Annotated in this window: 21 protein-coding genes; 14 read left to right on the top strand and 7 right to left on the bottom strand. The window is 29.4% G+C overall.

The annotated features are described in order from the left end of the window. Positions 1-113 precede the first annotated feature (113 nt). On the bottom strand, positions 114-1,223 hold the full coding sequence (locus tag CAMP5082_RS06030) for an FtsW/RodA/SpoVE family cell cycle protein (RefSeq protein WP_214118031.1): 1,110 nt from the start codon (positions 1,221-1,223) through the stop codon (positions 114-116). A gap of 72 nt (positions 1,224-1,295) precedes the next feature. Here CAMP5082_RS06030 and CAMP5082_RS06035 point away from each other — a divergent pair, with 72 nt between their 5' ends. The 14 genes from CAMP5082_RS06035 (at position 1,296) to CAMP5082_RS06100 (ending at position 17,425) form a co-directional block, all read left to right on the top strand. Beyond that, on the top strand, positions 1,296-2,258 hold the full coding sequence (locus CAMP5082_RS06035) for an RluA family pseudouridine synthase (RefSeq protein ID WP_263707358.1): 963 nt from the start codon (positions 1,296-1,298) through the stop codon (positions 2,256-2,258). After that, a complete protein-coding gene (locus CAMP5082_RS06040) occupies positions 2,212-3,426 on the top strand; it encodes a fibronectin type III domain-containing protein (protein ID WP_214126385.1) in 1,215 nt (404 codons plus the stop codon). Before CAMP5082_RS06035 ends, CAMP5082_RS06040 begins: the two co-directional genes overlap by 47 nt. Further along, positions 3,426-4,616, top strand: a complete 1,191-nt coding sequence (trmB, locus tag CAMP5082_RS06045) for a tRNA (guanosine(46)-N7)-methyltransferase TrmB (protein WP_337206201.1) — start codon at positions 3,426-3,428, stop codon at positions 4,614-4,616. The genes CAMP5082_RS06040 and trmB overlap by 1 nt, the downstream gene beginning before the upstream one ends. 31 nt (positions 4,617-4,647) lie before the next feature. Then, positions 4,648-5,304: a cell division ATP-binding protein FtsE gene (locus tag CAMP5082_RS06050; RefSeq protein WP_263725288.1), complete on the top strand. Its 657-nt coding sequence runs from the start codon at positions 4,648-4,650 to the stop codon at positions 5,302-5,304. Next, entirely contained in the window at positions 5,291-6,097 is an 807-nt protein-coding gene (locus CAMP5082_RS06055) for an ABC transporter permease (protein WP_257397063.1), read from the top strand. Before CAMP5082_RS06050 ends, CAMP5082_RS06055 begins: the two co-directional genes overlap by 14 nt. After that, positions 6,094-7,269, top strand: coding sequence for a murein hydrolase activator EnvC family protein (locus CAMP5082_RS06060; protein WP_263682970.1), 1,176 nt, complete (start codon positions 6,094-6,096; stop codon positions 7,267-7,269). The genes CAMP5082_RS06055 and CAMP5082_RS06060 overlap by 4 nt, the downstream gene beginning before the upstream one ends. 55 nt (positions 7,270-7,324) lie before the next feature. Next, positions 7,325-8,050: a UMP kinase gene (gene pyrH, locus CAMP5082_RS06065; RefSeq protein WP_039628219.1), complete on the top strand. Its 726-nt coding sequence runs from the start codon at positions 7,325-7,327 to the stop codon at positions 8,048-8,050. An 8-nt stretch (positions 8,051-8,058) separates the two neighbouring features. Further along, positions 8,059-8,277: a DNA-directed RNA polymerase subunit omega gene (locus CAMP5082_RS06070; RefSeq protein WP_039618002.1), complete on the top strand. Its 219-nt coding sequence runs from the start codon at positions 8,059-8,061 to the stop codon at positions 8,275-8,277. Beyond that, a complete protein-coding gene (locus CAMP5082_RS06075; RefSeq protein WP_337206202.1) occupies positions 8,261-10,450 on the top strand; it encodes a RelA/SpoT family protein in 2,190 nt (729 codons plus the stop codon). The genes CAMP5082_RS06070 and CAMP5082_RS06075 overlap by 17 nt, the downstream gene beginning before the upstream one ends. Positions 10,451-10,463: 13 nt before the next feature. Further along, positions 10,464-11,666, top strand: coding sequence for a tyrosine--tRNA ligase (tyrS, locus tag CAMP5082_RS06080; protein WP_337206203.1), 1,203 nt, complete (start codon positions 10,464-10,466; stop codon positions 11,664-11,666). Next, complete coding sequence (locus tag CAMP5082_RS06085; RefSeq protein WP_214126380.1) at positions 11,666-12,763, top strand: nitronate monooxygenase; 1,098 nt, start codon at positions 11,666-11,668, stop codon at positions 12,761-12,763. Before tyrS ends, CAMP5082_RS06085 begins: the two co-directional genes overlap by 1 nt. After that, positions 12,747-14,627 carry an N-acetylmuramoyl-L-alanine amidase gene (locus CAMP5082_RS06090; RefSeq protein WP_337206204.1) on the top strand — a complete coding sequence of 627 codons (1,881 nt, stop codon included), beginning with the start codon at positions 12,747-12,749 and terminating at the stop codon, positions 14,625-14,627. Before CAMP5082_RS06085 ends, CAMP5082_RS06090 begins: the two co-directional genes overlap by 17 nt. After that, positions 14,624-16,462: a bifunctional tRNA (5-methylaminomethyl-2-thiouridine)(34)-methyltransferase MnmD/FAD-dependent 5-carboxymethylaminomethyl-2-thiouridine(34) oxidoreductase MnmC gene (mnmC, locus tag CAMP5082_RS06095; RefSeq protein WP_337206205.1), complete on the top strand. Its 1,839-nt coding sequence runs from the start codon at positions 14,624-14,626 to the stop codon at positions 16,460-16,462. The genes CAMP5082_RS06090 and mnmC overlap by 4 nt, the downstream gene beginning before the upstream one ends. Before the next feature lie 132 nt (positions 16,463-16,594). Next, a complete protein-coding gene (locus CAMP5082_RS06100) occupies positions 16,595-17,425 on the top strand; it encodes a hypothetical protein (protein WP_263725284.1) in 831 nt (276 codons plus the stop codon). Here CAMP5082_RS06100 and rseP read toward each other — a convergent pair. Genes rseP through CAMP5082_RS06130 form a run of 6 tightly spaced genes read right to left on the bottom strand, consistent with a single transcriptional unit; the run spans position 17,422 to position 23,085 of the window. Next, the gene (gene rseP, locus CAMP5082_RS06105) at positions 17,422-18,528 is read right to left on the bottom strand and encodes an RIP metalloprotease RseP (RefSeq protein ID WP_337206206.1); all 1,107 of its coding nucleotides are present in this window, start codon (positions 18,526-18,528) and stop codon (positions 17,422-17,424) included. The two genes, CAMP5082_RS06100 and rseP, sit on opposite strands and share 4 nt — an antisense overlap. Before the next feature lies 1 nt (position 18,529). After that, positions 18,530-19,060 carry a CDP-diacylglycerol--glycerol-3-phosphate 3-phosphatidyltransferase gene (gene pgsA, locus CAMP5082_RS06110; RefSeq protein WP_337206207.1) on the bottom strand — a complete coding sequence of 177 codons (531 nt, stop codon included), beginning with the start codon at positions 19,058-19,060 and terminating at the stop codon, positions 18,530-18,532. A 51-nt stretch (positions 19,061-19,111) separates the two neighbouring features. Further along, on the bottom strand, positions 19,112-19,891 hold the full coding sequence (locus CAMP5082_RS06115; RefSeq protein ID WP_337206208.1) for an enoyl-ACP reductase: 780 nt from the start codon (positions 19,889-19,891) through the stop codon (positions 19,112-19,114). Then, positions 19,891-20,787: a 4-hydroxy-tetrahydrodipicolinate synthase gene (gene dapA / locus CAMP5082_RS06120; protein WP_039666865.1), complete on the bottom strand. Its 897-nt coding sequence runs from the start codon at positions 20,785-20,787 to the stop codon at positions 19,891-19,893. The genes CAMP5082_RS06115 and dapA overlap by 1 nt, the downstream gene beginning before the upstream one ends. Further along, entirely contained in the window at positions 20,777-22,030 is a 1,254-nt protein-coding gene (locus tag CAMP5082_RS06125; RefSeq protein WP_337206209.1) for a M16 family metallopeptidase, read from the bottom strand. The genes dapA and CAMP5082_RS06125 overlap by 11 nt, the downstream gene beginning before the upstream one ends. Then, entirely contained in the window at positions 22,027-23,085 is a 1,059-nt protein-coding gene (locus CAMP5082_RS06130; RefSeq protein ID WP_337206210.1) for a quinone-dependent dihydroorotate dehydrogenase, read from the bottom strand. The genes CAMP5082_RS06125 and CAMP5082_RS06130 overlap by 4 nt, the downstream gene beginning before the upstream one ends. Between the last annotated feature and the right edge of the window lie 47 nt (positions 23,086-23,132).

A 23,132-nucleotide genomic window follows, 5' to 3' on the forward strand; every position in this document is an offset into this window, starting at 1 on the left:
ACTCGAACCTGCGACCAACCGGTTATGAGCCGGTTGCTCTAACCAACTGAGCTATAAATCCGCCAGAAGTTAAAATAGAAATGTTATTATATCTTTATTTCCTTAATTTAAATTTAGAATTTTATTTTTACCGCTTTTTCTATTGCTAAATATCTAAAAGTTATTAAATTTTGTAAAATTCCAAAGAAAATCATAAAGGTAGCAAAAGAACTTCCCCCATGACTAAAAAATGGCATAGGTATACCAACAACAGGAGCAAAACCTATGGTCATCGATATATTTACTGCTACATATATGAAAATAAATAAAGCAATGCAATTTGTTACTACTCTTGTAAAATAATCATCTTTGAGCTTATAATTTAAACTCAATAAATGAAAAATGAGTAAGGTATAAAGTAATATGATTACAACCGCACCGATAAAACCAAATCTTTCAGACAAATATGCAAAGATAAAATCACTCGTAGAAATAGGTAAAAATTTAAAATGTGTTTGTGTGGCTTCATCAGCCTTTTTTCCGCTCAAACCACCACTTCCTATTGCAATGATGGATTGTTTTACATGGTAACTTGGCTCTTCAGCTAAGAAATCATGAATTCTTTGTTTTTGATAAGGTTTTAAAAAATCACTATAAATAATAGGCGAAGCTATAGCTATAGCTAAAAAAATACTAAGCCAAATTTTATAATTTACTCCTATGATAAAAAGCGTTCCAAAGCCCACTATTAAAAGTACTAAAGCTGTTCCTAAATCAGGTTCTCCTGCTATAAGTAAAAATGGAAGTAAAATATAAAAACTTAGCTTTAAAAATTGTTTTAAACCATAGCCATTATGAGGTGGCGGGTTTTGATAAATCAAATAAGCTAGCATTAAAATAAAAGAGGGTTTGAAAATTTCAGAAGGTTGTATGGTAAAATGCGTAAAAGGTATCTCAAGCCATCTTCTAGCTCCAAGTTTTTCAACACCAAAAATATCTACGCTCAAAAGTAAAGCTATATTGATCCAATATAACACAGGTATAAGCCACATTAATCTTCTTAAAGGTAAAAAGAAAAAAAATGCAAATCCTGCAAAACCCACTAAAGTATAGATAAATTGTTTTTCGGCTAAGCGTGTGTTTGCTTCATAAATTAAAAGAAAAGATATAGCTATGATAGGCAACACTAAAAGAGGTTGAACAAAATCAAAATGCGTTAGAATTCTTCTATCAAGTTTTATCAAAGCTAACCTTTTTTACAAAATATTGTGTAATTATATGCTAAAATTGCAAATTTTATCACAAGGAAATATAATATGCTAAAAATTTCATCGCTTTGTGAAGAAAGATTGGATATTTTTTTATCAGATATACTTAAACAAAGTCGTTCGCAAGTTACTAAACTTATCAAAGAAAACTGCATATATATTAATGAAAAATTAGAAAATAAAAGTTCTAAAAAAATAAAACAAAAAGATGAAATAAGCATTTTTTTACCTTTAGTAAAAGAAGCCAAAGAAAGTTACACGCCTGAGTTTGACATAGAAATTTTATATGAAGATGATGATGTTTTAGTTTTAAACAAAGCTCCTAATGTTGTCGTGCATGGTGCAAGTAGTGTTAAAGAAGCGACTTTGGTGGATTGGCTTTTACATAAGGGTTATGCTTTATCAAATTTAAATGGAGAGCATAGAGCGGGACTTGTGCATAGACTTGATAAAGGCACAAGCGGAGCTATCATCATAGCTAAAAACAATCAAGCACATCAATTTTTAGCAAATCAGCTTTTAGATAAAAGTATGGGAAGATTTTATCTTGCTTTGAGTGACTTGCCTTTGAAAAATGATAAAATGAGTAATGAAAAAGCCATTATGCGTTGTCCTAATAATAGGCTTAAAAAAATTACTACAAATACTAAAAATTATTTAGCAAAAAATGCAAAAACAGATTTTATAAATTTATTAAGTGCTAAAAACTGCTCTTTAATAGCTGCTAAATTATATACAGGAAGAACCCATCAAATCAGGGTGCATTTGGCAGATTTTAATCGCTATATTTTAGGAGATGAATTATACGGATATAAAGGAAAAATAAAGTATAATAGAGTAATGCTTCATGCGTATTTGATTTATTTTATTCATCCTAGGACTAAAGAGTTAATGTTTATAAAAGCTCCTATGTTTGATGATTTTTATCAAATTTTAAAAGAAAATTTTACACAAGGAGAGATAGATGAAAAAACTTCACTGGATTATCTTAAGTTCTGCTTTGGCTTTTAGTGCTTGTAGTACAACTATGAGTTCGCCTCAAATTGCTCAAGTAAATGATACTTTACCAAAAATTTCAAATATTAAAAGTATAAGTGATATTACAAGCATAGCTTTTGAATGGGAACCTTTGTATGATCAAAATATAGCAGGCTATTACATTTATAGAGCAAATGCAGCTGGTGCACCTATGGAGCTTATAGCAAAAATTAAAAATAAATTTCAAACTCATTATACTGATACAAATTTAGAGCCAAATACAAGATATTATTATTCTATGAAAACTTTTAATGAGCTTGGACAAGTTTCTCAAGATGGTGTAAGCATAGAAGCTTTTACCAATAGAGTGATTGATCCAGTGCCTTTTGTGCAAGCTATTGTGGGTTTGCCAAATCGTGTAAAAATAGTTTGGAGACCACACCCTGATGTAAGAGTAAATTCATATATCATTGAGCGTGCAAATATGAAAGATATGAAATTTAAAGAATTAACTAGGGTTAAAAATCGCTTAAGTGCTGAATATATAGATGATTCACTAAAGCCTGATGAGAGTTTTCAATATAGAATCATAGCTTTAACTTATGATGGTATTAAAAGTACTCCAAGTAAAATAGTAGAATCAACCACCAAAGCACTTCCTCCTATGGTAAGTAATTTACAAGCAAGTAAAGACGCGCCAAGAAAAATCATTTTAACTTGGGATAAAATTGATTATGCTGATTTTGCTTATTATAAAATTTATTCTAGTTCAACTACCTTTTTACCTTTTAGCGTGGTAGCTAAAACTTCTGAAAATACTTATGAAGATGTGGTTAAAGGCGTGGCTGAAAAAAGATATTATAAAGTGAGTATGGTCGATAAAGATGGCTTGGAAAGTCCTATAGCAAGTGAGCCTGTAGAAGGTATTACCTTAGGGGCACCATTAGCACCAAGTATTATTTTATGTGCTGTTGAAGATGATGGTATTAGAGTTGAATGGGTTGATAATGATGATAGAGCTAAAGAGTATATAGTTAAAAGAAGCGGTGGTGGAAGTAATGCTGTGTTTAAAGAGATTAAATCTAAACAATTAAAAGACATCACGGCTGTTCCTGGAAAAGTATATAGTTATGAGGTTATAGCAATTGATGCAAATGGTATAGAATCAAAAGCTTCTGATAAATTTACAGCGGTGAAATAATGCCAAATTTTAAGTGTAAAATTCTAAAAGAAATTCAACTTCCTTTTGAAAAAGATGGGGTTGAATTTTTATGGCTTGCTAAAGGTGAAAATGTAGACTTGCTTTTTACGCGCATAAAGCAAGAAAACTTTTTTTTGCAGATTAAAAAAGATAAAAAAAAACAAGAATGGCTTATTAAAGGTGAAAAACACACTAAGCCTTCGCAAATTGGATATTTGCAAAAAACCTTACTTGTGTTTAAAGAAAATTTCACTCAAGATGTAGTTTGTGAAGCTGTAGCATTAAAACATACAAGGTTAATCCAAAAAACCCCTTTAATCGCTAATGATTTAAAAGAATTACTAGAGCAAATAAAAAACAAAAAGCAAATTTTTATTGAAATAGGTTTTGGAAGTGGTAGGCATTTGCTTTATCAAGCAAGATCAAATCCTGATGTTTTGATTATAGGTATAGAAATTTACACCCCTGCGTTGGAGCAAGTAGCTAAACTTGCCTTAAGCGAAAACTTAAATAATGTTTTATTAATAGAAACTGATGCAAGATTATTATTAAGCGTACTTGAGTCTAACTTGATAGATAAAATCTTTTTGCATTTTCCTGTTCCTTGGGATAAAAAGCCTCATCGTAGGGTAGTCGGGTTAAATTTTGCAAATGAATGCGCTAGGGTTTTAAAAGAAAATGGGCAATTTGAACTTAGAACAGATAGTTTTTCGTATTTTGATTTTACTTTAGAAACTTTTTTAACTTTTTCGCATTTAAAAGCTTTAATCAAAAAAAATGAAAATTTAGAAATTTCAAGCAAATACGAAGATCGCTGGAAAAGACAAAATAAAGATATATATGATTTAATCATTAGTGGTTTTAGCAAGAGTGAAAGTTTAAGCAAGGATCAAAAATTTGTCATTGAAGATTTAAGATTAAACGCAGAAGAATTAGCTTGTATAAAAAAGAATTTTAAAAATGAAGTTTTTAAAGGTGAGGATTTTTTCTTGCATTTTGAAAAAATGTACATTAAAGATGATGAGCTTATCATTAAAATAGCTTTTGGTGCTTTTTATAAGCCCGAGCATGTTTATATAGCTTTAAACACACAAAAGATAGAATTTATTTTTGAACAGCCTTTTAGAACTAAAGAAAATTTAAAAGCTATAGAAAAATTAAGAGAAATATTGTATTCTTATATCAAATAATCATTTATAAAATAAATAAGGAAAAGCAGTGATGATAGAAGCTAAAAAGCTTTGTCTTGGTTATGATGAACTTGTTATAGAAAATGCCAGTTTTTCGCTAAAAGATAATGATTTTGTTTTTATTACAGGAAAAAGTGGTAGTGGAAAGTCAACTTTGTTAAAATCTTTTTATGGAGATTTAGAGCCAATAAGTGGGAATTTAAAAGTTTGTAATAATGATTTAGTGGATATTTCTAATGCTGAGCTTTTACAGCTTAGGCAAAAAATAGGAATTATTTTTCAAGACTATCGTTTAGTTCAAGAATTTAGCGTAGAGAAAAATGTAATGCTACCTTTGATGATTAAAGGTTATAGTAAGAATGTATGCAAAGAACAAGCCGCAAAGCTTTTAAAGCATGTAAATTTAACTTTCAAAGCTGATAAGAAGCCAGCTCAGCTTTCAGGTGGAGAGCAACAACGCGTGGCTATGGCAAGAGCTTTAGCACATAATCCAAAATTACTCTTATGTGATGAACCAACGGGAAATTTGGATGAGTATTCTTCAGATATTATATGGACTTTATTAAAATCAGCTAGAGAAATACTTGGAACTTGTGTAGTTGTTGTTACGCATAGAATTCCTACTAATTTAAGACTTGATTATCGTCGTTTTAATATAGAAAATGGGAGAATGAATGAAATCATTTAAAAATCATCTTTCTTTGATATTTGCTTTAATGGTAATGATGTTTGCTTTTGAGTTTTTAATCATTACAAACAAAACTATAGAGCATTATGAAAAACTTTTAAATAAAGATTATAATATTATTTTAGTAGGTAAAACTCATTTGGATAAAAAAAGCATAGAGGATCAAGTAAATCATTTTCAGTCTTTAGAAATTTTAAATCCAAATGAAATGATAGATAGACTTAAAAATGATATATCAGCTAAAAATATAGAAGTTTTAAAGGCTACATTGCCAAAATTTTATACTTTAAAACTCAATAAACTTTTATCAGAAGATGAGCTAAATACTTTAAAAGATAAGCTTTTAAAAAATCCTAATATTACTAGAGTGGAGACTTTTGCAAAAACGCATACAAAAATTTACAAACTTTTGGTTTTGGTGAAATTTTTATTATGGTTTTTCTTGTTTATTATAATATTGCTTAGTTTTGTATTATTGCTTAAGCAAATGAAAATTTGGCTTTTTGAGCATACTCAAAGAGTTGAAATCATGTGTTTGCTTGGGGCGCCGTTTTGGTTTAGATCTTTTATGCTTTATAAGATTGTTTTTATTGATTGTTTTATAGCATTTTTGTTGCTTGTATTATTTTTTACCCAAGTTTATGATCTTGAATCCATTAAACTAGCCTTACAAAGTGTGGACATTAGCTTACCTAAAATAAGTATTTTCACACATTTGTTTTTGATTTTTTTAGCAATGCTTTGTGTTTGTTTTGCTTGTGTGAATTTTGTAATGTTTAAGGTTAGAAAATGAAAAAATGCTTTTTGCTTTTTTTGTTTTCTTTTTCTGTTTTATTTGCAAATGAAATTGCACAAAAACAAAAAGATATTAAAGAAAATGAACGTATAGTAAAGCAACTTTCTAAAAAGTTAGAGGATTTAGCAAGTGAAATTTTAGATAATGAAAAAAATCTAAAAAAAATCGCTTCAGAAATTAGCACTTTAACTTCGAAAACTTCTAAACTTGAAAGTTCAGTAAAAACTCAAATAAAAGCGCTAGAGCAACTCAATGCGCAAAATAAAGATCTTTTGCAAAATAAAAACAAAATCGAAGGAAAAATAATTGATTTAATTGCTAAAGATTTTGCTTATGATTTGGCAATTCCTAAAAATTATATTGAAAGTGAAGATAGTATCATAGCTTTAGAATTAGTTGGGGTTTTGGATAAAATTTTCAAAGAAGAATTTTATCAAATTTCAAAAGATTATGAAAATATAAGTAAAAAAATAGAAGAAAAGCAAACTCAAATTACTACAATTAATAATAATTTAAAAGCCTATAAAGATCAAATCGATGAGCTTAAAAATCTTAGAAAAAAGCAAGAACAAGAAATAGCTAAGCAAAAAACAGATAAAGAAATTTATACTAGAAAACTTTCTAATTTACAAGCCCAACAACAAGAATTAAGAAAAACACTTAATAAATTAAAAATTATCAAAGAAAAAGAAGAAGAAAAATTAGCACAAAAAAAAGAAGACAAAAAACCAAGCTCAAATGTTAAACAAGTAGGCTCAAGTTATCAAACAAGCAGTGTTAAGCGCTATAGCGGTCCTAAGACAATCGCTCCTTTAGAATCTTACACGGTAAAGCAAAAATTTGGAAATTATATTGATCCTATTTATAATATTAAAATTTATAATGAAAATGTGGTTTTAAAAAGCGACAGTGCTAATGCTGCAGTAAGAAATGTCTTAGATGGTAAAGTAGTTTTTGCAAAAGCAACTCCAACTTTAAAACAAGTTGTGATTGTTGAAAATAAAGATGGTATACATACTATTTATGCGCATTTAGATAAAATTGCACCTGGTGTTAAAGTGGGTAGAAATATCAAAAAAGGTTATATTATAGGTAGGGTTGAAAGTGATTTAACTTTTGAAGTAACGCAAAAGAATTTTCATATCAATCCTTTAGAGATGATTAAATAAATTAGTTTTTTTTAATGCGAATTTTGATATAGTTTCAAATCAAAGGAGAAATTTAATGAACAATAAAAGAAAAAGAGTATTGGTTAAATTTTCTGGAGAAGCTTTGGCTGGAGAAAATGGGTTTGGTATAGAAAATTCTATTTTAAAATACATAGCTTCTGAAATAAAAAGCTTGATTAATGAAAATGTTGAAGTAGGTATAGTAATAGGCGGTGGAAATATCATTAGAGGGGTATCTGCTGCAAGAGATGGACTTATAAAAAGAACAAGTGGTGATCATATGGGTATGCTTGCTACTGTGATTAATTCTATAGCTATGCAAGAAGCATTAGAAAGTGCTGGGCTTGATGTAAGGGTTCAAAGCGCTATTCAAATGGAAGCATTCTGTGAAACTTATATCATGAGAAGAGCACATAGACACTTAGAAAAAGGACGTATAGTTATTTTTGCTTGTGGTACGGGTAATCCTTATTTTACTACAGATACTGCTGCGACTTTAAGAGCGGTAGAAATTCAAGCAGATATGATTATTAAAGCAACTAAGGTAGATGGGATTTATGATAAAGATCCTAAAAAATATGATGATGCAATTATGCTTAATGAGCTAAGTTATGAAAGAGCTTTGCATGATAATATTAAAGTTATGGATGATACTGCAATAGCCTTAGCTAAAGATAATGCTTTACCTATTGTGGTGTGTAATATGTTTAAAGAAGGAAATTTATTAAAAATCATCCAAGGCGATATGAGTTTATGCTCTATTGTTAAAAATCAAGATTAAGGATAAAAATGAGAGTAGAACAAATAGCTGCAAAAGCATTAAAAAAACTAAAAGATGATAGATATAAACTAGCTCTTGTAGTAGCTAAAAGAGCTGAAGAGCTTGCAAATGGTGCAGAACCTTTAGTAAATTTAGATAAAAATAAATACAAATATACCGACATTGCTTTACATGAAATAGCAGAAGATAAAATCGTTTTAGAGGGATTTATTGAAGCTAGTAAATGATGAGTTGTTGTTAGATAAACTTGTTGATGATGTTAAAAATTGTAAGGATTTACAAAGAGCAAAAGAAATCCTTTTTATGGTCTTCCCACAATCTGCTGTTTTAGAAAAAGCAGTAGATTTTTGTATCCAAAAACACGAAGGACAATTTAGAAAAAGTGGGGAACCATATGCGGTTCACCCTATATTAGTGGCTTCTTTTGTGGCTTTTTTAAGCCCTGTACAGTCTATGATCATCGCTGCATTATTGCATGATGTTTTAGAGGATACAAATTGCAGCGAAGAGGAATTAAATGCAAATTTTGGTGAAGAGGTAACCAAATTAGTTCAAGGTTTAACTAAAATAGTCAGTATTAGAGAAGATCATCTTACACGCTCTAATTCTAATGAAAAACTTGCAAAATCTGCTTTGACTTTTAGAAATATGCTTTTAGCTGGTGTTGAAGATGTGAGTGTGCTTGTAATAAAACTTTGCGATAGATTACACAATATGCTTACTTTAAATTTTTTAAGAGAAGATAAACAAAAAAGAATCAGCGAAGAAACCTTGGTAGTATATGCACCTATAGCTCACAGACTTGGAATTTCAAGTATAAAAAATTTACTTGAAGATTTAAGTTTTAAATTTTTACTACCTGATGAGTATGCACAAATAGATAATTATATAAATGCAAAAGATCAACAAATTCAACTTGGATTTAATGAATTTATTTCAAAGATAGAAATGTTATTTTTAGAGAATGGTTTTAGGCAAGGCAGTTTTGTTATACATAAAAGAATTAAACATAATTATTCTATTTATTTGAAAATGCAAAGAAAAGGTGTAGGACTTGATGAGGTTTTAGATCTTTTAGGTGTAAGAATTTTGGTAGAAAAAGTTTATGATTGTTACTTGGCTTTAGGAATTTTACATACGCATTTTAATCCTTTAATCTCAAGATTTAAAGACTATATAGCCTTGCCAAAACAAAATGGTTATCAAACCTTACACACAACACTTTTTGATGCAAAAAATATTATAGAAGCTCAAATTCGCACCTTTGATATGCATAAGACTGCTGAATTTGGCGTGGCAGCACATTGGAAATACAAAGAAGGAAATATAACAACGCCAAATCTAGATTGGCTTGCAGATATTTCCATGCACGGTAAAGAAGAAGGAAATAACATACAAGATTGTGATGCTATTGAGCTTTATGAATATGCAAAAGATAGTTTATATATTGAAGATATAGCGGTGTATTCTCCAAAAGGTGAGATTTTCACTTTGCCGCGTGGAGCCACGGCTTTGGATTTTGCATATGAGGTTCATACTAAAGTAGGGCTTCATGCAAAAACTGCTTTTGTTAATCGTATGAGAGTGCCACTTTTAACTGTGTTAAAAAATGGAGATATAGTTAGCATTGAAACTTCAGAGGAAGAATTTTTTAGATGTTCTTGGATAGATAGTGTTAAAACAGGAAAGGCTAGAGCTAGTATAAGAGATTTTTGTAAGCAAAAGAAAAAAGAATTAAATAATAAAATTGCTATAAATCTTTTATCTACAGTATTTAATAAAGATTCTAAGCTTATAGAAGAATGGCTTGAAAAAGAAAATTTTAATAAAAAGCTCAGACAAATTGCCTTGGATTTTAATTATTTTAAAGAGGTAATTATAGCTCTTAGAAAATATGTAGGGCAAAATCAAGCAGCTAAATTTGAGCAAAATGAGCAAAAATTTGAAAGTATAGTAATTGGTTCTAATTATAAAATAACCACGATTAATTTTGATTATTGTTGTAGGCCTAAAAGAGGGGATGAAATCATTGCTTTTAGACACTCAACTGGAGCAACGATACACCATAAGCTTTGTGAGCAAGCAATGAAAATGATAGAAGATAATAAAGAAATGGTTTTTGTTTCTTGGAATGATAGCTCGATAAAAAGTTACAAAATCATCGTTTCTATAGAAAATAAAAAAGGTTCTTTAGCAGATTTTCTAACTACTTTAGCTAAAATGCAGATTAATGTTTTAAGTATCAATTCAGCTGATTCAGAGCCTGTGGTGGCAAATTATTTTGAAGTACAAGTTGAGTTACCTAATAATGTAGATGTTGAAAATGCAAAAGAAAGATTAAAAGCTAGATATAAAATCTTAGATTTTACATCTTTAAATGATGCGTATAATAATCACTAAAAAAAGGTTTTTTATGGATATTAATGAAATTATTAAAGAAATTAAACGAGGAATAGCAGAAATTATTGATGAGGAAAGATTAGTTTCTTTGGTAAAAAATTACTATGAAAAAGGTGAAAATTTTTTTGTAAAGGCTGGTTTTGATCCTACAGCTGCTGATTTGCATTTGGGGCATACTGTAGTTTTAAGTAAGATGGCTTTGCTTCAAAAGCATGGAGCTATAGTGCAGTTTTTAATAGGTGATTTTACTGCTCAAATCGGTGATCCAACAGGAAAAAGTGCTACAAGAAAAAAGCTTGATAAAGAAGAAGTACTTAAAAATGCCAAAACCTATGAAGAGCAAGTTTTTAAGATTTTAGATCCAAGTAAAACTCAAATTCATTTTAATTCTAAATGGCTAAATGAACTTGGTGCTGCTGGTATAGTAGAACTTACTTCGACTTTTAGTGTTGCTAGAATGCTTGAAAGAGATGATTTTACCAAGCGTTTTAAAGAGCAAAGTCCTATATCAATTTGTGAGTTTTTATATCCACTTTTGCAAGGTTATGATAGTGTTGCATTAAAAAGTGATATAGAAATGGGTGGAACGGATCAAAAGTTTAATCTTTTAATGGGTAGACAGCTTCAAAGAGTATATAATTGCCAAAAAGAGCAAGCGGTGATGATGATGCCATTACTTGAAGGCCTTGATGGTGTAAATAAAATGAGTAAAAGCTTGGGAAATTATATTGGTGTGACTGAAAATGCCAAAGATATGTATGCTAAGGTTTTAAGTATAAGTGATGAGTTGATGTTTAGATATTATGAGCTTTTAAGTGAAAAAAGCTTAAATGAAATTTCACAAATAAAAGATGATATTAAAAATGGTTCATTACATCCTAAAAAAGCTAAGGAAAATTTAGCTTTGGAAATTACTGCACGTTTTCACTCAAGCGAATGTGCTTTAAAAGCTAAGGAAGAATTTGATAAAGTTCATAGTGCAAAAGAGCTTCCTAGTGATATGCCAAGTTTTGCCTTAGAAGGTAGTATTTGGCTAGCAAAAGCTATAGTAGAGTGTAAAATGGAAAGCTCTACTTCAGCAGCTAGAAGATTGATTAATTCTAATGCAGTAAGTGTTAATGGAGAAAAAGTTCAAGATGAACAATACCAACTAGAAAACGGTGAATATATTTTACAAGTTGGAAAAAGAAAATTTGCAAAATTAAAGGTAATATGATGAGTTTTAAAGCTTTAAAAATTGGAAAGCATGAGATAAAATATCCTATTTTTCAAGGTGGTATGGGACTTGGTATAAGTTGGGACAAACTTGCTTCTGCGGTTTCTTTAAATGGTGGATTAGGGATTATTTCTTCAGTAGGAACTGGATATTATGAAAATAGAATACACATAGATAAAGAGTTTAATGCAAAGCCTTATGGTAGTGATAATTTTTACTCAAAAGCAGGTTTAAAAGCCTTGATAGATAATGCTAGAAAGGTTTGTAAAGACGCACCTTTAGGCTGTAATATTTTATATGCAAGTAATAATTATGCGCAAATTGCACGCAATGCTTGTGAAGTTGGTTTTAATGTAATAGTTTCAGGCGCAGGGCTTCCTACAAATTTACCTGAATTTACACAGGATTATCCTGATGTTGCTTTGGTGCCTATTGTATCATCAGCTAAAGCTTTAAAAATTATCTGCAAAAGATGGCAAAGTAGATATAATCGCTTGCCTGATGCAGTTATAGTTGAAGGACCAAAAAGTGGTGGACATCAAGGTTTTACTTATGAGCAATGTTTAATGGATGAATATCAATTAGAAAATGTAGTACCACAAGTTGCACAAGAAATTAAAAACTGGGGAGATATACCATTAATCGCTGCAGGTGGAATTTGGGATAAGCAAGATATAGAGAAAATGATGTCTTTAGGGGCAAGTGGCGTTCAAATGGGAACTCGCTTTATAGGAACTTTTGAATGCGATGCGAGTGATGATTTTAAACAAGTATTGCTAGATTGTAAAAAAGAAGATATTGAGCTTTTAAAATCTCCAGTTGGCTATCCTGCAAGAGGGGTAAGAACTAACCTTTTAAATTTAGTAGATAAAAGAATGGGGCCAAAAATTTCTTGTGTGAGTAATTGTGTTGCACCATGCGGTAGAGGCAAGGAAGCTACTAAGGTGGGTTATTGTATAGCAGATAGATTATATGATGCTTGGAGTGGTAAAAAAGAAACAGGCTTATTTTTTACAGGGGCTAATGGATATAGACTAGATAAGCTTATTAGTGTAGAAGAGCTAATGAAAAAATTAGTTAATGGCGAAGATGCTTAGAATATTTTTTATTTTTTTATTATTTTGTTTTAGTGTTTTTGCTAATGCAGAAGTTAAGAAATTTGATCAAAATTTTTTAACTTCTAATTCAGAAGAAAAACTACAATTACACCAGCAGTTAAAATCTTTGTATATACAAAGTGTGATTAATGATAATAATGAAGAAAAAAATGAGATTTTAAAAAGATTAATCATAAGTTCAAATTCTTTAGGCTTTGATGATAAAGCTTATGTACAAGAGCTTAAAGAAAGTGGAGTGAGTGAAGAAGAAATTTCGCGTTTAAAAAATGCTTTAAAAGTTATACAAGATCAAAAAATAAAAAAAGAACAAACAAAAATTGAAACCAATACCACATCACCTATTAATAAAAAAGAAGATAAAAAAGAAGATAAAAAAGAAGATAAAAAAGAAGATAAAAAAGCTCCGGTGCAAAAAGAGCTTTTTGTGCTTGATGTAAAGAAATCAGATAATGGCATCTTACTTGATTTAAGTGAAAAAATCAGCCAAAAAGACATTAAAAACTTTACTCTCAAAGGTGATAAAAATTTTCGTTATGTTGCAGATTTTGATGGGATTTTAAAAGGGCCTAAGAGAACTTTTGAATTTAAAGATTTTGATATTATCGTATCGCAATTTAACCCAACAAGTATGCGTTTGGTCTTAAGTTCAAAAAAAGAATTAAAGATCAAAATAGAGCTTAAAGATCAAAGTCTTTTTATGGGACTTGAAAAAGTAGAAAAAAAAGAAGAACCCAAACCTATAGTTAAAAAACAAGAAGAAGCTAAAAAAACAGAAGTAAAAAAAGAAGTTGTTAAAAATGAGCCTTTATATATTTTAAAATCAAGTAAAGATAAAAATGGTGTTAATTTAAAATTAAACAATGATATTGATATTGAAGATATTAAAATCAATTCTTTTAAAGATGGTAAAACATATCGTTCTATTGTAAGCTTTGAAGCTATTTTAGAAGGCGATAGAAAAAAAATCGATATCAATAAAAATCAATCCATTACAATAGTGCAGTTTAATAAAACTACAGTAAGAGTTGTTTTAAATTCTACTAGTGATTTTAAAACTAATCTTGATTTAGATGATGAGGAATTATTTATAGGCTTTGAAAAAAAGGTTAAGAAAGCACCGACAAAAACTACTTCAAAAACCGCAAAAGCTACCATTAAAAAATCAGGTAAAATCATAGTAATTGACCCAGGTCATGGAGGTAAAGATCCAGGTACTTTGGGTGATAAGGGTGTTAGAGAAAAAGATGTAGTTTTAAGCGTGGCTTTAAAACTTGGTAATGAGCTTAAAAAACGTGGATATAGAATTTATTATACTAGAAGTACAGATAAATTTATAAACTTAAGAGATAGAACCTCTATGGCTAATGAAAAAATGGCGGATTTATTTATTTCTATCCATGCAAATGCAGCTCCAAATAAACAAAGAGCTAAAACTTTACAAGGTATTGAAACCTTCTTTTTATCGCCTGCAAGAAGCGAAAGAAGTAAAAAAGCTGCTGAGTTGGAAAATCAATCCGATTTTGAAGAGATGAATTTCTTTTCAAAACAAACCTTTTTAAATTTTTTAAACCGTGAAAAAATAGTTGCTTCAAATAAATTAGCTATTGATGTGCAAAAAAAGATTTTAAGTAATGTAAGAAAAAAATATAAAGTTGTGGATGGTGGGGTTAGAGAAGCTCCTTTTTGGGTTTTAGTGGGTGCGCAAATGCCTGCTATATTGATTGAGACAGGTTATATTAGTCATCCTAGTGAAAGAAATAGATTAACAAATAAAAATTTCCAAGAATTATTAGCTATTGGTATTGCTAATGGCATAGAGAGTTATTTTTATAAAAATCAATGAAAAAAGCAAATATTATCATTAAAAACAATGCACCTTTTTCTTTAGATTTTGATGATTATTATTTTAATTCTAGCGATGGTTTAAGCGAGAGTGAATTTATCTACACTAATGTTTTTGAATTTCAAACAAAACAAACTATCATTGCAGAGCTTGGTTTTGGTATAGGTTTAAATTTTTTCCTCACTTTAAAGCGTTTTATAAAAGAAAAAAAAGAAAATCAAAGACTATTTTATCTTAGTTTTGAAAATTTTTATATAGAAAAAGAAACATTAAGAGAAATTTATAAAAATCTTGGTTTTTATGGGGAATTTAAAGAGCTTTTAGAGCAGTTTTTAAAATTTTATCCCCCATGTAAAGATGGAGTTTATAGATTTTATTTTCAAGATTGTTTTTTAGATTTGGTATTTGGCGATGCTAAAGAAAAGTTGCAAAATTTAGACTTTAAAGCTGATGTTTGGTATTTAGATGGTTTTGCTCCTGCTAAAAATCAAGAGATGTTTGATGAGGATATTATAAACAAAGTTGCCAAAAATTCAAAAATAAATGCCAAGGTTTTAACCTTTTCCTCTGCAAGCATTTTAAAAAAAGCTTTAATTAATAATAATTTTCAAGTACAAAAAATCAAAGGTTTTAGAAAAAGGGAAATGATACAGGCTATTTTTAATGGCCTTGAGTTTGAAGATAAATTTGCTTATTTTAACACTCCAAGTTTAAAAAAAGAGATACAAAAAATAGCCATCATCGGAGCAGGTATAACTGGAGCTAGTATAGCTTATGAGCTTTCTTTAAGAAATGTTCAAGTAGATGTTTTTGAAAAAGAAAATTCATTAGGAAAAGGTGCTTCTGGAAATATCAATGGAATTTTAAGCTCTTTGATTTTAAAACCTGATGTTTTATTGGGTGAGTTTTCACAATATGCTTTTTTAGAAGCAAGTAGATTTTATAGACAAATTTTAGATTTAATTCCACAAGGGGTTTATGAATTTGCTCATAATGAACTTATGCAAGAGCGTTTTGATAGTCAAAAAGATAATGTTTTATTTGAAATTATTAACAATCAAGCCTTTTTAAAAGATGGAGCATGTATAAAGCCCCAAGAGCTTGTTAAAATGCTTTTGCAAAAAAGTAAGGCTAGGGTATTTTTTGAGCATGAATTTAAAGATTATTCTTATGAAAATGAAAAGTTTTCTTTGCAATTTAATAATCAAAAAACATTAAAAGATTATGATGTGTTAATTTATGCTCAAGGTGCTGATGTTAAGAATTTTTTAGAGTATAAACATATGAAATTAAGCAGTGTTAGAGGTCAATGTACTCATTTAAAACCATTTTTAAAAAATTCTCATGCTTTATCTTCAAAAGGCTATATTTGTCCTATCAATGAAGAATTAAATTTGCAACTTATTGGTGCAAGTTATGATAGATTTAATCAAGATACAACGCTTTCTAAAAAAGATGATTTGCAAAATATTGAGAATATAAAAGATTTTTTGCATGTTGAAAATTTAGAAATTATGGGTGGAAAAGTAGGATTTAGATCATATTCTAGTGATAGATTTGCCATAATAGGTCAAGCCTATGATGAAAATTTTTATATGCAAAGTTATAAGGCGCTTTTATGGCATAAAAATAAAAGTCAAGTAGTACCAAATGATTTCATTCCTTTATATTTTTCTATTGCTCATGGATCTAGGGCTTTTGCTAGTGCTATTATTGGAGCTAGAATGCTTAGTGCATTAATTTTTGATGAACCAAAAATAGAAAAAGATTTTTTACATGCTACTCATCCTGCAAGATTTTTAATCAGAATGTTAAAAAAGGGAAAAATTTTATAATAAGTAGTTTTTTGTCTGAAATGCTATTAGCTATATTGTAAAAATATAATGCTATTATAAATATAGAGTTAGCAATATTTCATAATAAATGTGAAATTTTGTATCTTTATAAAATAATACATTAGAGGTTGAGTGAAAAAATACATTTTTTTAAGCTGTATATGCATAAATGCATTTGCTTTAAATTTAGAAGAAAGCTTAGGTGAGGGTGAGGCTAATATTAGCAAATATCAAAAGTCAAACACTGTTTCTAAGCAAGTATTTTTTCAAAAACCACAAGAGTACCAAACTCAAAGTACAGATCTTAGTTCTTTTGCTAGTAATTCTTTAGGTCAAGTTTTAAATTTAAGCTCTAAAGATAAGACAGAGGCTAATTTAGACTATGATGCTTTAAATGTAAATATAAAAAATATTAATTCAATACTAGATTATGAAAATGCTACTTTGCTTTTAGAAAAACAAGCAAGAATAGGGCAATTAGAACAAGCTTATTCTTTAGGACTTATTAATCGTTATGAATTTGATGAGTTTAATTTAGGTTTTAATTATTTTAATGATCAGTATAAAGAAGCTTATGAAAAAAATAGTTTTGGTGCTGAATTTCAATTTAGTCATTATTTTAAAGCATATGCTAATCACTATAATATAAAGGAAAATGATAGTGAAGATAGCACAGAGCTTGGTTTGATGTTTGATTTGCCTTATTTGAATGTTTTAAATGTAAATTCTAATATAAAAGAATTACAAAATCAATATAACATTACTTATTCTCCAATTTCTATTTTAGATTTATCACTTAATTATCAAGATGAAAAAACTAGCGCCAAAGATCAAACAGCAATGTGGGTAAGATTTAGACTAAATTATGAGCAAAGTTTAAGTAAGCAATTTTATAATAGTTTTTACCGTAAAAACAATATAGGTGAATTTAATCGCTATGATTTTGCTACTAGGACTTATTAATTACTCATAAAACGAGTAATATCATTATAAGTTACAAATACCATTAAACTTAAAAGCAAAGCCATGCCAAAATAACTAAGATATTCAAAACATACTTTTGGTACTTCTTTTTTAAATATTAGCTCATAAAGGTTAAAAAGTATATGTCCTCCATCTAGCGCTGGGATAGGAAGTAAATTTAATACTCCAAGGTTGATAGAAATTAAAGCAGTGATTAAAAATAAAACCACTATGCTAGTATTTGCTGCTTTGGAGGTTATATCTACCATAGTGATGATTCCACCCATGTTTTTAGCGTCTAACTCCCCGCTGATGATTTTAGCAAGGCCTTTAAAAATAAGCAAAGAAGCTTCTATGCTTTCTTCATAAGCATATTTTAAACTATTAATTCCTGGATGATAAATAGTAACAAACTCACCCTTAGGTGCTATGCCAATTAGTGGTTTTTGAACTTTTTGATAAAACTCATTATAACCTTGATCAATTTGCGGGGTTAGGGTGATGTTGATGAGTTTACCATCGCGTTCTATACTAAGTAAGGTTGGTTTTATATGCACAAGTTTACCGATTTCTTCAAAGCTTTGAATTTTAACTCCATCTATAGCTAGGATTTTATCTCCAATTTGTAAATTTGCTTTTTGCGCAGCTGAGTTTGGCGCTATATTGCCAATAACAGGTGCAAGTTTTTGAACTCCTAAAAAACCTATGGCTATATAAAGTAAAAATGCTAAAAAGAAATTAAAAAATGGTCCTGCGAAAAGTATGTAAATTCTAGCTAGAGGACTTAGAGTATTATAGCTATTTGGTTCGTAATTTTTTTCGCTAGGATTTAAATCATCTTGTCCTTTGAGTTTAACATAACCACCAAAAGGTAGAGCAGATAAGCGATATTCTATGTTTTTGTAAGTTTTTTTAAAAACAGCTCTTCCAAAGCCTATACTAAAAATTTCTACATCTACTTTCATATGTTTTGCGGCTAAAAAATGTCCTAACTCGTGAAAAAAAATTAAAAAAGATATAACCAAAAGCGTTATTAAAAAGCTAAAAGAATAAAATTTAAAGCCAATGGCTAAGATAATAAATAAAAATAAATATGATTTCAAATTATACCTTTTTTAAATGTTTTGTATAAGCTAGTATGTATTCAAAAGCTGAATAAAGTGTAAGTACTAAGGCAATAAACAACAATGTATTAGCAAAAGGCCATTGCATGATTAAAAATATAATAGCTATCATTTGAAAGGTTGTTTTTATTTTTCCTGCAAAAGAAGCACTTACATCAAATTTTTCACTCACCATCACCACTCTAAAACCGGTTATAAAAAATTCTCTTACTAGAATAATATAAATCATCCAAGGATCGGCTTTTTGGGTGAGTAATAATCCTAAAAAAGCAGCCAAAACAAGCATTTTATCTGCTAGTGGATCTATAATAGCTCCAAGTTTTGTAGTTTGATTCCAAGTTCTTGCAATATAACCATCAAAAAAATCAGTCAAGGCGGCTATACCAAAAACAACACAAGTAAAATAATTTACCCAACTAGGATGAATATTTTCAAAATCATTAATAAGCAAAAAAAACAAAAGTGGAGCTAATAATATCCTTATAAATGCTAAGATATTGGGTAAATTCATTATTTATTAATCCTTATGTTTGAAGAAAATACCCCAAAATGGGGTAATGAATCATTTAAAAGTGGTACCACCATCTACGATTAAGGTATGTCCTGTGATCCAATTTGCTTTATCAGAACATAAAAATAAACATGCTCCTGCTAAATCTTGAGGTTGTCCAATACGGTTTAGCGGACTAAGATTAATAGTTGCATTTTTAACTTCTTCATAATTTGTAAATGCTTTAAGCGCATCAGTGTCAATTGGCCCGCCACTTACTACGTTTACACGGATGTTTTTAGAACCAAGTTCGGTTGCAGCATATCTTGCCATAGCCTCAACTGCTGCTTTTGCTGTACCGTGTCCTGCATAGTTTTCAATATGTACTAAATTTCCTGTTGAAGAAATAGATAATATGCTACCTCCACCAATTTTTTCCATTCTTTTTGCTGCTTCTTGTGCTCCAACAACAAAAGCATTTACAGTTGCTGTGAAAATATTATTTATTCCACGAGGTTTTAATTTCATAAATTTAGTATATCCACCTACAACGGCACGACCTGAGATAATAGCATTAGAGATGAAAAAATCTATTCTGTTAAAATCTTGATCGATTTTTTCAAATAAGTCTTTGTAAGTTTCTGGTTCAAGTATGTTAAACTCATAAGCTTTTGCTTTGATTTTATAATTATTTTCTAAATCTTTTACAATTTCTTGAGCTAAATCTGCATTAGAATTATAAGTAAAAGCTACATTAGCTCCTGCTTTTGCAAACTCATATACAATAGCTTTACCGATCCCTCTTGTTCCACCGCTAATTACTAAAGTTTTATTTTGAAAAAAAGTATCCATTAAAATCCTTTGATATTATAGTTTTTCATAATCGCTTCTATTTTTGCTAAATTGCAATCACTAGGTTTACAAAGTGGCAAACGATATTCTAAAGTAGGAGTTAAACCTGCTATATACATTGCTGCTTTAATAGGTATAGGATTGCTTTCGCAAAATAAAATTTTATTGATATTATACAACTCATCATTAATTTTTTTAGCTTCAATATATTTTTCTTCTAAAGCTAGATGAGTTAATTTTGAAATCATATCAGGAAGTAAATTTGAAGTAACTGAAATCACACCTTTACCGCCATTTGAAAGTATAGGATAATTAATTGCATCTTCACCACTTAAAAGCATCATTCTAGGCTCATGTGCTAGTAAATCAACGCATTTATCAATACTTCCACTAGCTTCTTTTACTCCATAAATATTTTCACAATCTCTAAACAATCTTATAATGGTTTCTGTTTGAAGCTCACAACCTGTTCTTCCTGGCACGTTATATAAAAGTACGGGTATATCTATGCTTTTTGCTATTTCTTTGTAGTGTAAATACAAACCTTCTTGTGTGGGTTTGTTATAATATGGAGTAACGCTTAAAATTCCATCAGCTCCATGCTCTTGTGCAAATTTAGCCAAACTTACAGCCTCATGGGTAGCATTGCTTCCTGCTCCTGCTAAAACCTTACAAGAACTTCCCTTGCAAGCATCTAATGCTATTTCTATACAAATTCTATGTTCTTCATGGGTTAAGGTGGCACTTTCTCCAGTTGTTCCAACAGGCACTACTGCATCAATCCCATTTGCTATTTGTCTTTTGATGAGTTTGTGGTAAGTTTGTTCATCTAATTTTCCATTTTTAAATGGAGTTATTAAAGCTGTCATTGCTCCTATGATGATTTTATTGTCCATTTTCACCCCTTTTTAAGATTATTGTAGTAGATTTGTTTTCATTGAAATATTTTCTAGCACAATGAATTAAGTCATCTTTGCTTAGATTTTCTATATTTTTTTCATAATCAAGTAAAGGTTTTAAATCGCCTTTAGCAAGATAAGAGCCATAAATATTTGCAACGCTACTTGCATTGCTTAGTGAAAAAATAAAATCACTTTTTACAGTATTTTTAATTTTTTCCATGATAGTATCATCAAATTTAGCATTTTTTACATCTTCAAGAATTTTTAAAAGCTCTTTTTCAACATCTTCTGCTTTTATACCTTCATTGCAAACACAAATAAATATAAATAAATTCTCATCTATATTTTCGCTTGCATAAGCATAAAATTCATTGATAAGTTCTAATTTATCAATTAAAATTTCGCTTATTAAAGAACTTTTTCCATTTCCCAAAAGTTCGCTTAATGCACAAAGTTTTGGCATATCCTCATGATTAAATGCAGGAATTTTATACGCAAGTGCTAGTAATTGTGTATCGCTTTCTTTATGCAAGATCACACGTTTAGCACCATCTTGCTCAGGTTCTTTTTCATGAACTATAGGGATTTCTTTGGTATTTTTTATATCTTGAAAATACTTTTTAGCTAAAGTAAATACTTCATCTTCATTAATATCACCACTCACAAGCAAAATAGCATTTTTAGGTTGATAAAAAGTTTGATGAAAATCTTGTATATCTTCTATTTTCCAATTTTGTATATCTTTAAAAAAGCCTATCGGGGTCCAGTGATATGGATGGTGTAAAAAGGCATGATTGTATAATCTAAAATACAAATATCCCAAAGGATTATTATCAGTCCTCCAACGCCTTTCTTCTAAAACTACATTTCTTTCAGGCTGAAACTCATCATCTTTTAAATTTAAATTACGCATTAATTCAGCAAAAAGCCATAAAGACTTATCTAAATTTTCACTAGAGCATTTTATAAAATAATGCGTATAGTCAAAACCCGTGCTTGCATTATCCACTCCGCCAAAACCTTTGACTATTTCATCAAATTCACCTGCTTTTAAATTTTTTGTACTTTTAAAATTTAAATGTTCAAGCATATGGGCTATGCCACTTTTCCCCATTTTTTCATTTCTTGAGCCAACTTTATAAAAAATATCTACACTTATAACCCCGCTTTTTTTATTTACAGGTAAAGTATAAATTTCAAGTTCATTTTCAAGGGTGATTTTTTTATAATTAATCATTTAAAATTAACTCCTATAGCTTGACTAATATGATTAAAACCATCTTGTTTTAAAAGTTCAATTAAACCTTGATTGATATTTTTAACAATGCTTGGTCCTTTAAAAATCATAGCTGTATAAATTTGAACCAAACTAGCCCCATTTTTAATGCGCTCATAAGCAAGTTCAGCACTATCTATACCGCCACTTGCTATTAAAATAGTATCTTGATAAATTTCTTTAGCTACTTCTTTAAAAAATGTCGCACTTTTTTGGGTGATTAATCTACCACTAATTCCACCAAAAGTTCTTGCATTGTCAATCAAAGAATAATCTATACTAGTATTTGCCATGATAATACCATCAGCTTTTGCACTAATAGCGCTTTTACAAAGTGAAATTGCGCTGTCTATATTCATATCTGGAGCAATTTTTAAAATCACAGGTTTATTTGTGATTTCTTTTGCTTGGTTAAATAAAGTACTTACAAATTCCTCACTTTGTAAATCTCTTAAATTTTTGGTATTTGGAGAGGATATATTAACCACAAATAAATCACATAAATCTTTAAATTCTTTTAATAAAATAATATAATCATTAATAGCTTCTTCATTCGGGGTGATTTTGTTTTTACCTATATTTGCTACTAAAGGTATGCTAAAAGGATAGACTTTTTTTACTTCTTTTGCAATGGCGTCTTTACCTTTATTATTAAAACCCATAGCATTTTGAATACTTTCTTGCTCAACAAGTCTAAAAAGTCTAGGTTTTTCATTACCATTTTGAGGTTTTGGGGTGAAAGTTCCATATTCTAAAAAGCCAAAACCTAAAGCACTTAGCGGTCTTATCATCGTGGCATTTTTATCAAAGCCACCTGCTAAGCCCACAGGGTTATAAAAATTTAAATTAAAAATTTCTTGATTTAAAATTTCATCATTTATCACACAATCTTTTGCAAAAAAACTAAACCCTCCAGGAAATATACAATCTAGTGTTCGCATGCTAAATTCAGCCAAAGCATGAGCATTTTCTGGATCTAATTTATATATTAAAGGTTTTAAGCTTTCATAGGTCATATTTTTCCTTTTTTACAAAATAGCATATTGTACTAAAAAAATGATAA

Source organism: Campylobacter sp. LMG 17559, assembly GCF_024723605.1.
Taxonomy (GTDB): domain Bacteria; phylum Campylobacterota; class Campylobacteria; order Campylobacterales; family Campylobacteraceae; genus Campylobacter_D.

Coding starts and splice junctions, on each gene's coding strand:
- CAMP5082_RS06035 (WP_263707358.1), top strand. CDS start 1,296: ATGCTAAAAATTTCATCGCTTTGTGAAGAAAGATTGGATATTTTTTTA.
- CAMP5082_RS06040 (WP_214126385.1), top strand. CDS start 2,212: ATGAAAAAACTTCACTGGATTATCTTAAGTTCTGCTTTGGCTTTTAGT.
- trmB (WP_337206201.1), top strand. CDS start 3,426: ATGCCAAATTTTAAGTGTAAAATTCTAAAAGAAATTCAACTTCCTTTT.
- CAMP5082_RS06050 (WP_263725288.1), top strand. CDS start 4,648: ATGATAGAAGCTAAAAAGCTTTGTCTTGGTTATGATGAACTTGTTATA.
- CAMP5082_RS06055 (WP_257397063.1), top strand. CDS start 5,291: ATGAAATCATTTAAAAATCATCTTTCTTTGATATTTGCTTTAATGGTA.
- CAMP5082_RS06060 (WP_263682970.1), top strand. CDS start 6,094: ATGAAAAAATGCTTTTTGCTTTTTTTGTTTTCTTTTTCTGTTTTATTT.
- pyrH (WP_039628219.1), top strand. CDS start 7,325: ATGAACAATAAAAGAAAAAGAGTATTGGTTAAATTTTCTGGAGAAGCT.
- CAMP5082_RS06070 (WP_039618002.1), top strand. CDS start 8,059: ATGAGAGTAGAACAAATAGCTGCAAAAGCATTAAAAAAACTAAAAGAT.
- tyrS (WP_337206203.1), top strand. CDS start 10,464: ATGGATATTAATGAAATTATTAAAGAAATTAAACGAGGAATAGCAGAA.
- CAMP5082_RS06085 (WP_214126380.1), top strand. CDS start 11,666: ATGAGTTTTAAAGCTTTAAAAATTGGAAAGCATGAGATAAAATATCCT.
- CAMP5082_RS06090 (WP_337206204.1), top strand. CDS start 12,747: ATGGCGAAGATGCTTAGAATATTTTTTATTTTTTTATTATTTTGTTTT.
- mnmC (WP_337206205.1), top strand. CDS start 14,624: ATGAAAAAAGCAAATATTATCATTAAAAACAATGCACCTTTTTCTTTA.
- pgsA (WP_337206207.1), bottom strand. CDS start 19,060: ATGAATTTACCCAATATCTTAGCATTTATAAGGATATTATTAGCTCCA.
- CAMP5082_RS06115 (WP_337206208.1), bottom strand. CDS start 19,891: ATGGATACTTTTTTTCAAAATAAAACTTTAGTAATTAGCGGTGGAACA.
- dapA (WP_039666865.1), bottom strand. CDS start 20,787: ATGGACAATAAAATCATCATAGGAGCAATGACAGCTTTAATAACTCCA.
- CAMP5082_RS06125 (WP_337206209.1), bottom strand. CDS start 22,030: ATGATTAATTATAAAAAAATCACCCTTGAAAATGAACTTGAAATTTAT.
- CAMP5082_RS06130 (WP_337206210.1), bottom strand. CDS start 23,085: ATGACCTATGAAAGCTTAAAACCTTTAATATATAAATTAGATCCAGAA.